Raw genomic sequence first — 9,955 nt, forward strand, 5'->3', positions numbered from 1 at the left:
CCCGAACGTGGTGGTGAGGTACCGGGTGAGAGTCCGCTGTAGCGCATCGGCGGCGATGGTCGGCCTCATGAGCTGATCACCGAGGGCACGTCACGCCCGAAATACAAAGATCGCTCAATCAGGTATCCGACTGACCGGCCCCTACCTCCAGGCTCGGCTCTCGTTGAGTTGTTCCTTACGTTGCAACGCCTCTTCGAGGTTCACTCCGTAGCGGTTCGCGATGGCGCAGACAAAGATGAGAATATCCGCGAGTTCTTCGTCCACGGTGCCGACGACGGAGGTGGTACCGATGGTCAGGGATTCACGCTTGCGGACGGCTTTGAACAGCTCACCGACCTCCTCGCCGAGGAGCAGGCACTGTTGCAGGACACTACGATCGGCGAAGCCCCGGTCCTTCTCCATGTCGGCGACGTAGCGCTGGATCTCGTGGAGTACCAGCTCGTTCGGCAGTACACGCATCTGACAACCCCTATGACCGGGCTTATGAATAGATCGGACCTTACCGAAGTCTGGCGTCTTGCGGATTGCTCAGGACGATGGGTCACGGCGTGTCGTGCGAGGGGTGTGCCCCAGCCGCATCGCAGCGGAGGCGCTGGTAGCCCATTTCCTGATCTCCGCGCGCAGGGAAGGATCGGTATGCCCCCTGACCAGGGCGCAGGCGATCCGCCGCCCTCGCGCGTCCCAGGACCAGGTGCCGACAATGTGGCCGTCGACGACAATGGTGGGTAGCACCTCGCCGATCTGGTTGAACGCTGCGCGTTCGTCAAGCTCGGCGAGGTAGCGCCGCCGGGTGTCGAAGTATGCCTTGAAGGCCACGTCCTCGTGGGCGAGGAAGTTCAGCCCGGACAGTGGCGCCCCGCCGGCCGCCTGATGATGGAACTGTTCGAGCCGGTCCTGGTACATGTAGAGAGTCGAGGCTGACCAGGGTGCGGTGATGGCGACAAGTGGTCTGGGTATGTCGGCGAGCGCGTCGACGACAGCGGTGCCGGACAGCCCGGACCACCACATGGCGTCGTGGATCGATGCCGGTCCGTAGCGGTCGAAGTACGCCTCGATCAGCCGAACGGTAGCGAGGCGACGCTCCATCGTCATGTCGAGGTGGGGATGGGCGTTGGTGGTGAGGCCGAAGGTACGACGCTCCTGGTTCCAGCCCAGGCTGGCGTTGCGGTAGGTCAAGGTGCCGCGTTCCCAGGCGAGTTTCAACGCGAGGCGCACCGCGGTGACCGGAACCACGCCGGTGACCAGGCGTGTTTCGATCTCACGGTGGCCCAGGAACCCGTGATCACGCAGAAGCGCGGTGATCAGTTCGATCGTCCGCTCGATCTGCCGGCTACTGAGGCCCGCGTTGACGACTTGGCGGAGAGCGTCCCGTTCCCGATAGTGCAGGGTCGCGGCATGGGCTGCGGCGGCAAGGCCAAGGGGGAGGGTGTGCAGTGTCTTGCGCATACAGCGGATGGTGGTGACCTGTTGATGGACGCCCGGCTCGAACAGGGTCATCGCTACCGCTGGCGTTTTGGCACGGGCCAGCACGGTGGCGTACGGCGAGGGCAGGCGAGCTGCATGGAGGCCGAGTGCCGCGTGTGCGATGTCCGCGACGGCGGCGTAGCGGGTGTCGGTGGAAAGTCCCTGGCCGCGCAGGAGCCAGTTCCACAGGTGACCGGCCTCGACGGTGCTCAGGGAGCTGCTGGCCCTGGTGTCCGGTCGCGCGATAGGCACCGCAGAACGCTAACATGCGTCCATCGTCGATCACTCAGCCTTGCTGATTCCATCTGCTCTCAACGAAATCCCGCAGCAACTGGTACGAATGTTGCGTTTCCTCCCATTGCTCAGGTGTCCCCCACCAGTGGCGTTCGTTGTGGTGTATGTGAAACTTTTCCCAGTCACCGTCCCAGTCCGGTTGCAGGTGAGTCCCGTGCAGGCCATGCGCTATGGCCTGATCGTAGACCTGGGTTCCGGGCAGCGGCACGAATCGGAAGAGCGAGACCCGCGCCAACGCTGAACCCAACTCGGCGAGCAGTTCCATCGTTTCACGGGTAGTCTCCAGACTTTCGCCCGGATAGCCGTGAATGATGAAGACTTTTGCAGCGATTCCCGCTTTGGCAGTGGCGTGTACGGCCCGACGAATCTGTTCCCGCTTGGTGTTCTTGCGCATCGCCTTGAGGAGAGCCTCACTGCCGGATTCCATGCCGTACTTGATCTCAATGCAGCCTGACGCCGCCATCTTGGAAAGCAGTGCTTCATCGACGGTGTCGACCCGGGACAGGGCCGTCCACCGCAGCCCGAGACCGGCGACCTGGTCACAGATGTCGGCGACCTTGGACTTGTTGACGATGAAGTTGTCATCCACGATCGCGAAGCCCTGGATGCCATAGGCGTCAATCAGATGGCTGAGTTCCTTGTACGCACTCGCGCCGCTACGGTACTGAATGCGGGTCTGGCCGGCGGCACAGAACGTACAAGGAAAGGGACACCCGCGACTGAACATGACGTGCGCCATGCGCAGATCCGTGCCGGCGAGGCGGTCGGTGATCACAAAGTCCTCAACGGGAAGCAGGTGACGCGCCGGCAGTGGAAGCTGGTCGATGTCACGCAGCAGCGGTCGTGGTTTCCCACTGCGGATGGTGGAGCCGTCGCGCCAGAGGATTCCGGGCACGCCCTCGAAGTGCTTTGTCTGGGCTCGGTCGAGAATGTCCAGGATGGTCTCCTCCGACTCGCCCGTGGAAGCCACGTGCGCACGGAAGTCGGTGAGGCTGGACCGTGGGTAGAAGTTGCAGTGCACTCCACCGACCATCACCAGCGCGTCCGGGCGTATCCGGGCCCGGTTGCGGGCGTTCAACATCATGCCGTAGGTAGCGGACGAGGCGACGGAGAAACCAACGGCGTCAAAGACAGTGAGGTCCAGCGTGGTCGTCTCCGGAGTCACCTTGAACACGCTGACTTCGTGAGCTGCCTGCTCGATGACCGCGCCGAGGTAGAGCACCCCGAACGGTGGGAACTCCTTACGTCGTTCCCTGAATCTGGCCATGTCATACACCTCGGGGTAGAGCAGCGCGACCTTCATTGCCGACCGCCCTTCATGGCAAGGATCACTGTGGCAAGCTGCTCTGCCACTTCCCGCGCCGAGGCGGTACCGATGTCGTGCTCCAAGACCCGGTGACCGACCTGCCGCAGGAAATCCGCAGCGTCGAGAAATCCGCTCAACTCACGCTCATTGGCGACGACCTCGGCGGAGTGGAAGCGGCTGTAGTGGCCTCGGCGCACCGCTCTGGCCGTGCATCGTGCCGGGTCGCCGGTCAAAATGATCGAGAGATCCGGCGGGGCCAAATGCCGGTAGATCGCCCAGACAAGGTCACGATCCGCGCCGTCGAGAGGATCGAGCACCAGCGAGGAAGCGACGTACCGGTCACAGATCACCAACGCTCCGTCCGCGACGGCGGGACGGATGACACTTCGATCGTGGTGAAAGCGATCCGCCGCCACGAGCAGCGTGAGTTCCCGACCACGAAAGTCGAAGGTGCCGTGGCGGGCCAGCGCACCGAGGCACGACGATGATGGAGTGCGGGTGAGTAGCACCCGTCGGCCGTGCGCTTCGAGTTGGGTAGCGAGCAGCGCCGCGGTGGTGGTCTTCCCTGCCCCGCTCTGGCCGTCGACGGTGATCAACAATCCTGCCGGGTCGGCGTTGTTCATTACCCGACCTTGGGATGGCTCATCAGGTGGGTCACCACGGACAGCGCATCGCAGTTTGCCATCGGACCTCCTCATGAAGCGCATGGCACGGAATTGAAACTGCGCGACACCTCACCTCAGGATGATAGAAAAGTAGCGCTCTGTGAACCCTTCTCACGACGCCACACAGACGACCATGTGTCAATTTTCGGCACTACCAGATATTCTTTACCGTCTTTTTGGGAGTTTGGCTTCCGATACGTCCAGACGAAGCCAGCGGGCAGACGGCGATATCGAACCTGCTCGTGGAAGTTCCACATGGCTTTGCGCTGGTTTTCCGACTGAGCTGGCGCGGTGGGCTCAGCGGCGGAGCCGGCGGGTACAGGGGCCGTCGTGGCCGTCGCGCAGCACGCACCGCCGGCCGGCGCCGGGCAGTCGCCGGTCACAGAAGACCCGATACCGTACGCCCTGCGCGTCCTCGGCGGAGACGGTGCTCTCCCCCGGGTCGGTCTGCGGCAGGACCTGCGCCCAGCGGGCCAGCACCCGGGCCAGCCGCAGCGCACCGGCCAGGTCCGACGCGGTCACCGGCAGGTGGATGACGTACCGCTCGGAAGCGCCACCCATCAGCGGTAGCCGCGCTCGTTGACCCGGGCCGCGTGGCGGGACTGCCACCCTCGCATGGCTTCTTTGATCCGGTGCGACTCCTCGCGTACCCGGGTCACCTCGGCCTGGAGGTCGGCGACCTCGGCGGCGACGCGGGCCAGGAACCGGCGGACCTCGCCGGGGTCCAGCCCCCGACGGCCGAACCGGCTCTCGGCGAACCGCGCGTTGCGGATCTGGCGCGGGCCGAGCAGCTCCGGTCGGGTGTAGACGGTGCCGCCGCGCCGCTCCCCCGCCGCGCTCCACCGATCGTCAGGTGCCGGCATGTCGTCCCCTCTCCGCACCGGTCGAATGGATGGGGGTGGACCCGCCCGTCCGCCGCGAACGGGCACGCCCACCCCCGGCACCTGCCACCGCAGCTCCGGTCAGCGGTACGGCAGCAGGGCCAGACCCGGTCCGGCGCCAACCGCTTGACCAGGCCAAACACCGAACCGGTAGTCATCCTGTGACACTTTGGCGGGAAGCCACAACAATTCCGGCGAAGAATCGTTAACGGGAAATCGAGCTACTTTACCGGAATCTCTTCGCGTTTTACCACGCAACGCCGAAGGTGTTCCACGATGGAACTGGAGGCCGAAAATTGGCAGAGGACATCGGCTCGACCGTGCCGCGACGACAGCTCGGCCGGCTGCTGCGACGCTTCCGCACCGAAGCCAACATCACCCTCGACGCCGCCGCCGAGGAGCTTGAGTACAGCCGGCAGAAAATCTGGCGCATCGAGTGCGGCATGGCCCCGGTGCGGGTGATCGACGTCAAGGCCATGTGCGAGCTGTACGACGTGCCGACCAGGATGGCCGAGGCGATGCGCGGGCTCGCCGCTGAGACCAAGTCACACGGCTGGTGGCACGCCTACGGCGACGCCATCCCGACCTGGTTCGAACTCTACGTCGGCCTGGAATCCGCCGCCGCCCACCTGCGCCGCTACGACGAATCCCTGATCCCGGGGCTGCTCCAGACGAAGCAGTACGCCCAGGCCATCTACCGACTGGACCAGCCGACAGCCAGTGAGGAGGAGCGGGAACGGGCAGTCGCGGTCAGGTTGCAGCGGCAGTCGCTGCTGACCCGACGGCTGCCTGGACCTCCCCGGGTGGATCAGATCCTCTCCGAAGCCGTGCTACGTCGGGCGGCCACCGGACCGGATGTGATGTCGAGCCAGTTCCGAAGGTTGCTTGAAATGAGCGATCTGCCGAATGTGTCCCTGCGGGTGCTGCCATTCGCTGCCGGGCCGCCGCCGAGGGCGGTGGCCGGGTCGTTCGTAATCCTGGACTTTCCCCCGCCCAGGGGCCGGGCAGCACCGGAACCCTCGGTGGTCTACAGCGAAGCGCTCACCGGAGCTATCTATCTCGACAAGCCGGAGGAGCTGAGCGCGTATGAAACCACCTGGCGAGGCATAGAGTCGCTGGCCCTTGATGAGGGAGAATCGAAAGACATGATCAAACGGATCGCTGGGGAGATGCGACATGACTGACCTGACCGGCGCGCACTGGCGCAAGAGCACCCGCAGCGGCGGCAACGGCGGCGACTGCGTCGAGGTCGCCGACAACCTGCCCGGTGTCGTCGGGCTCCGGGACAGCAAGGACCCCAACGGCCCGGCGCTGACCTTCGACCCAACCGCCTGGACGGCCTTCGTCACCGCTACCAGGCAGGGCACCCTCACGCACTGATCCCCCGCACGACCCGCGAACGCCTCCGGTCCTTCCGCCGGAGGCGTTCGCCGTGACTGCCGCTTTCGCCGGTCGACCGGCGAGCCTGGACTACCGGCGAGACTCGTCCGCCTCGACGAGACGGGCGAGGTTCTCCAGCGCCATCCGCGTACCGGTCTCGTTGTCGGCGGGCGCGATGCCGTCGGGAATGCCGTCGTGCACGATGACGACATCGGTGCCACCGGCCGCGTCGGCAAGCGTGGTGGTCATCGTCATGCTGCCGCGCAGCGCGGGATCCTCGGTCTCGAACTCAAGGACCTCGACCACCTGCTCGTCCGGCACGAGTTCGCGGAAGTGGCCGTGGTACGTGTCGCTGTGCGGCGCCGACTTGCCGGAGCCGTCCGGCACGTCGTAGGTGAGCGAAACGCGGAAGAAGCCGCCCTCGCGGGCATCGAACTCGTGAACGTGGCTGCTCATCCCGGCCGGTACCCGCCACTTCGCGAGCGCATCCGGATCGAGCAGCGCCCGGTAGACGACCGAGCGCGGAGCCCTGACGTGCTGGGAGACACGTGTGGAACGCATATGACGACCCTACGGGTCGGATTTCCCGGATGTGGGACACTCCTAATCGTCAGGCCAACGAGTCGAGCCGGTTCAGCACCGCTTTTGGCAACTCGGTTGCCTCCAACCGGTACGGTCGCCAGCGATCCTTGGCACCATCCTTCATCGAAGCCGCGAACCGGTAACGTCCCCTGCTGCTCGGCTCGCCCAGGGTGGCCGCGTAGTCCAGACTGGGCACGAGCCAGGCTTTCATGACCAATCCTCGGCTGACATCAACCGCGACGAACAGCAGATCGAGATTGTGCCGGGGCGTGAAGGTCTGCTCCCGCACGAAGGCCACGAAGCCTTCCGACTGGACCCGCTTACTGTCCGACATACGCGCCTTGACCTGGACGGCCAGCGTGGCCGTCGAGTCACGACGATGGAAGACCAGGTCGACGCCCTCATCGTCGACGAGCGACGTCGAGACGTTAAGCAGCCCGCGCGTCGCCAGAATGCAGAACGCCGCCACCAGATGCTCCGCCGCCTTCCCCATCCGGGAGGCTTCCACAGACTTCAAGGTGTAGTCGTCATCGACCGGCATGGTCACACTCACTCGACGTTGCGACGCGCCGCCGGATCTCCTTCAACGTGACAACCTCCCCTGTCAGCGCATCCTCAGCACTCCAGAAGTCAAGCCCATCGGTCGCTTTACGAGACGGAGTGATTCCAGCACCGTGCACCAGAATTTTGACGGCTTCGCCAGCCGCAGACAGCGACGAATATGATGATCCGGCATAACGAATGGCCCCGTCCGCAAGAAGCTCTGCCGAATACTGCCGACCGAGATATCGGGCATAGAGCGTCGCGCCAGGTCGCAGTCTTCCCGCAGCCATCAGATCACCCAACCGAAGCCGTCGCTCCTCGTAGGTGACTTTTTTCCTGTTCGACCTACCGGAATTCCCAGGTTCGACCGACGGGATCCTGCTCTCATCGGTGAGAAAGGCCGGGCTCGCCGCGGGCATCGATGGCCGAGGTTGGCTTACCGTGACCAGCGTTCCAGGAGAAACGGTGGCCGATGGGAAATCGAAGGTGGCCCTGGCGCGGACGAGGCTTGACCGGATCTCGTCACGACCAAGTTTGGACAGCCGACGGGCCAACAGGTTGACCAACTCGTGCGCCGGTTCACCATCGCCGAAGAGTTCCAGCAGTTCGTCGTGGACCTGACGGTCGACGAAGAAGCCCTTCCACAGCTCCTCGATGCGGTTTTCGCGCATGTTGTCCTTGCTCAAGAGGGACAACAATGCGACGGCAGCATCGATATCCTGTTCCAAGCGGGCCGCACGGAACAACTTTTGTTCGATGGGCACGGGGGCGTGGGCGTTGTAGACCCGCCACTCGGCACCATCAGTCAACGCCACCCACTCGACGCCTGCTACGGCCGCGTAGCTGATCGTCTGGTTGGCCCAGCGCGGATCATCCAGGTTCTCGCCAAGCCCTTTGGCCTCGATGAAGAGTCGAGGCGTACGCAGGAGAAGCAGTCCGTAGTCCACCGGGTTGTCCCTACCTCGCCGCCGGTACTCCCGGTGTACCTCGCCGAGGTCGGCGATGTCCCACCCGAGCGCGGCGATGACGGGTTCGATGAGCACAACCTTTGTGTTCTGCTCATTGACGCGCTGGTGCTGCTGCCGAAGTCGCCCCACCCGCTCCACGCACTGCTTCAACGTGTCTTGCAGGTCATTCACGTTCGATACCTTCCCAAGGTGCCATCTCCGTCATCAGCCGCCCAGCCTTCCCCACTGGTACGCGATCTACCGTCATCGAGCCGTCCGAGATGTGCGAGCAGAGCCTCGATATCCGCTGCCTCCGGCGAGTGCGGCCCGTAGGATCGCCGCACGTCTTCGAGCAGTGCACCGAGCTGATCGCGGGCCGCTGCAACATCGCCGACGGCGGCGGTCAGCGTGGCAATCTGGTGCCGGAGCCCGAACATCTCCGGCGCGTCGGCCGGGAGGACCTGCTGCTCCTCCACGAGCAGCGCGCGTAGCGCCGCCAGCGCCTCGGCCGCCTCACCCAGCTCTGCCTGGCAGCTCGCTGCCTGCTGCCGGCAATGCCAGACCAACTCCTGATCGACGCTCGGCCGCTGGGCGAGATCATGTGCCAGCCGGGTGAACTCGGGCAGCGCCTGCCGGTACGCACCGGCGAGCACGTAGAAGTTGGCGAGATCCAGTCGCAGGTCAAGGATCTGGGGCCGCTGGACGCCGTACGCCTTGACGGCCCTGCGCAGCACGGTCTCCAACGCCTCGGCTGCCTGGGTGAAGCGTTCCTCCTCGGCGAGCCCGCGAGCCTGGTCCTGGATCTCCGCCAACTCCTCAAACGACGGCACCTCGTCCGCCGGTTGCTGCGCCGCGTGGCGTGGTGACACATCAACTTTCGTCGGCGCGGGGACGGTGGCCTGGGGCAGTGGCCCGAACGGGTACCGGTAGGGCATCGTCGGGTCGATCGACTGGCCGCCGGCCGTGGTGGCCGCCGGATCGTCGACGAATCCGATCGCCACCGACGCGAACGGCACCAGCAGGTCGTAGACCTCGGCGGCGGACTCCGGGCGATCCTGCGGATCCTTGGCGAGCAGCAACGCCACCAGGTGTGCCAGGGCTTCGGGCACTCCCGGACGGTGCTCGGCAACGACCGGGACCGGATCGTTCAGGTGCCGGTGCAGCATGCCGAGCGGAGTGTCCGAGTGATACGGCGGCGCACCGGTCAGCGTCTCGAAGAGCAGACACCCCAGGGCGTACAGGTCGGCACGGGGGCCGACGCTCCGGTTCAGTGCCTGCTCCGGTGCCATGTAGGTGGGCGTACCGATCGACTCGTTCGTGGCGGTGAGCCGGGGGCCGCTCGCCGGTCCGAGCAGAGCGGCCACCCCGAAGTCGAGCACCTTGACGGTACCGGCCGGAGTGACCATCACGTTCTGCGGCTTGAGGTCACGGTGCACCAGCGAGGCCGCGTGTGCGGCGGCGAGTACCGAACAGATCTGCGCGCCGATCGCCGCAGCCCAGGGTACGGAGAGCCAGCCGCGTTCGGCGATCAGATCGGCCAGCACCAGACCGGGCACGAGCTGCATGACGAGGTAGATGTCCCGGCCGTGGAAACCCACGTCATGGACGGCCGGTACGCCGGCATGGTCGAGCCGCGCGGTGACCCGAGCCTCCCGCATGAAGCGTTCGACCGCGTTCTCCCGCTCACTGGCAGACATGTCGGCCTGCCGGAGGAACTTGATGGCCACCGGCCGGTCAAGTTTCCGGTCGAAGCCGGCCCACACCTCGCCCATCCCGCCCCGCCCGACCGGATACGTCAGTTCGTACCGGTCGGCGATGCGTTCCTGCGCCGTGACTGGTCAGGTGGTCGCTGCGCCGGTGGGTAGCCAGGGACAGCCGGCGACGAGTTCGGTG

The 9,955-nt window shown here is 65.3% G+C and carries 12 protein-coding genes; 2 read left to right on the top strand and 10 right to left on the bottom strand.

The annotated features are described in order from the left end of the window. Nucleotides 1-141: 141 nt before the first annotated feature. The 6 genes from V6U90_RS26575 to V6U90_RS26600 all read right to left on the bottom strand — a co-directional run bounded on the left by V6U90_RS26575 (nucleotide 142) and on the right by V6U90_RS26600 (nucleotide 4,592). The gene (locus V6U90_RS26575; protein WP_334442163.1) at nucleotides 142-459 is read right to left on the bottom strand and encodes a MazG nucleotide pyrophosphohydrolase domain-containing protein; all 318 of its coding nucleotides are present in this window, start codon (nucleotides 457-459) and stop codon (nucleotides 142-144) included. 69 nt (nucleotides 460-528) lie between these two features. Further along, on the bottom strand, nucleotides 529-1,716 hold the full coding sequence (locus V6U90_RS26580; RefSeq protein WP_334442165.1) for a DNA glycosylase AlkZ-like family protein: 1,188 nt from the start codon (nucleotides 1,714-1,716) through the stop codon (nucleotides 529-531). A 34-nt stretch (nucleotides 1,717-1,750) separates the two neighbouring features. After that, a complete protein-coding gene (locus V6U90_RS26585; protein ID WP_334442168.1) occupies nucleotides 1,751-3,061 on the bottom strand; it encodes a B12-binding domain-containing radical SAM protein in 1,311 nt (436 codons plus the stop codon). Continuing rightward, complete coding sequence (gene tmk, locus V6U90_RS26590) at nucleotides 3,058-3,687, bottom strand: dTMP kinase (protein WP_334442171.1); 630 nt, start codon at nucleotides 3,685-3,687, stop codon at nucleotides 3,058-3,060. The genes V6U90_RS26585 and tmk overlap by 4 nt, the downstream gene beginning before the upstream one ends. A 339-nt stretch (nucleotides 3,688-4,026) precedes the next feature. Next, nucleotides 4,027-4,290, bottom strand: a complete 264-nt coding sequence (locus V6U90_RS26595; protein WP_334442174.1) for a hypothetical protein — start codon at nucleotides 4,288-4,290, stop codon at nucleotides 4,027-4,029. After that, nucleotides 4,290-4,592 (bottom strand): DivIVA domain-containing protein, encoded by a 303-nt coding sequence (locus V6U90_RS26600; protein ID WP_334442176.1) that lies wholly within the window; start codon nucleotides 4,590-4,592, stop codon nucleotides 4,290-4,292. The genes V6U90_RS26595 and V6U90_RS26600 overlap by 1 nt, the downstream gene beginning before the upstream one ends. Before the next feature lie 314 nt (nucleotides 4,593-4,906). Between V6U90_RS26600 and V6U90_RS26605 the strand changes: the two genes are divergently transcribed. Both V6U90_RS26605 and V6U90_RS26610 read left to right on the top strand, forming a co-directional pair. Further along, nucleotides 4,907-5,794 carry a helix-turn-helix domain-containing protein gene (locus V6U90_RS26605; protein WP_334442180.1) on the top strand — a complete coding sequence of 296 codons (888 nt, stop codon included), beginning with the start codon at nucleotides 4,907-4,909 and terminating at the stop codon, nucleotides 5,792-5,794. Beyond that, a complete protein-coding gene (locus tag V6U90_RS26610) occupies nucleotides 5,787-5,990 on the top strand; it encodes a DUF397 domain-containing protein (RefSeq protein ID WP_334442183.1) in 204 nt (67 codons plus the stop codon). Before V6U90_RS26605 ends, V6U90_RS26610 begins: the two co-directional genes overlap by 8 nt. A gap of 90 nt (nucleotides 5,991-6,080) precedes the next feature. Here the strand turns inward: V6U90_RS26610 and V6U90_RS26615 are convergent, their stop codons facing one another. From V6U90_RS26615 to V6U90_RS26630, 4 genes are read right to left on the bottom strand one after another with little or no spacing between them, the layout of a single operon-like run. Continuing rightward, a complete protein-coding gene (locus V6U90_RS26615) occupies nucleotides 6,081-6,551 on the bottom strand; it encodes an SRPBCC family protein (RefSeq protein ID WP_334442186.1) in 471 nt (156 codons plus the stop codon). Nucleotides 6,552-6,600: 49 nt separating this feature from the next. Further along, complete coding sequence (locus tag V6U90_RS26620) at nucleotides 6,601-7,113, bottom strand: hypothetical protein (RefSeq protein ID WP_334442189.1); 513 nt, start codon at nucleotides 7,111-7,113, stop codon at nucleotides 6,601-6,603. Next, nucleotides 7,100-8,254 (bottom strand): hypothetical protein, encoded by a 1,155-nt coding sequence (locus V6U90_RS26625; RefSeq protein ID WP_334442191.1) that lies wholly within the window; start codon nucleotides 8,252-8,254, stop codon nucleotides 7,100-7,102. Before V6U90_RS26625 ends, V6U90_RS26620 begins: the two co-directional genes overlap by 14 nt. Next, nucleotides 8,251-9,879, bottom strand: a complete 1,629-nt coding sequence (locus V6U90_RS26630; RefSeq protein WP_334442197.1) for a serine/threonine-protein kinase — start codon at nucleotides 9,877-9,879, stop codon at nucleotides 8,251-8,253. Before V6U90_RS26630 ends, V6U90_RS26625 begins: the two co-directional genes overlap by 4 nt. Nucleotides 9,880-9,955 lie beyond the last annotated feature (76 nt).

Origin of the sequence: Micromonospora sp. CPCC 206060 (assembly GCF_036906895.1) — a bacterium.
Classification (GTDB): Bacteria; Actinomycetota; Actinomycetes; order Mycobacteriales; family Micromonosporaceae; genus Micromonospora.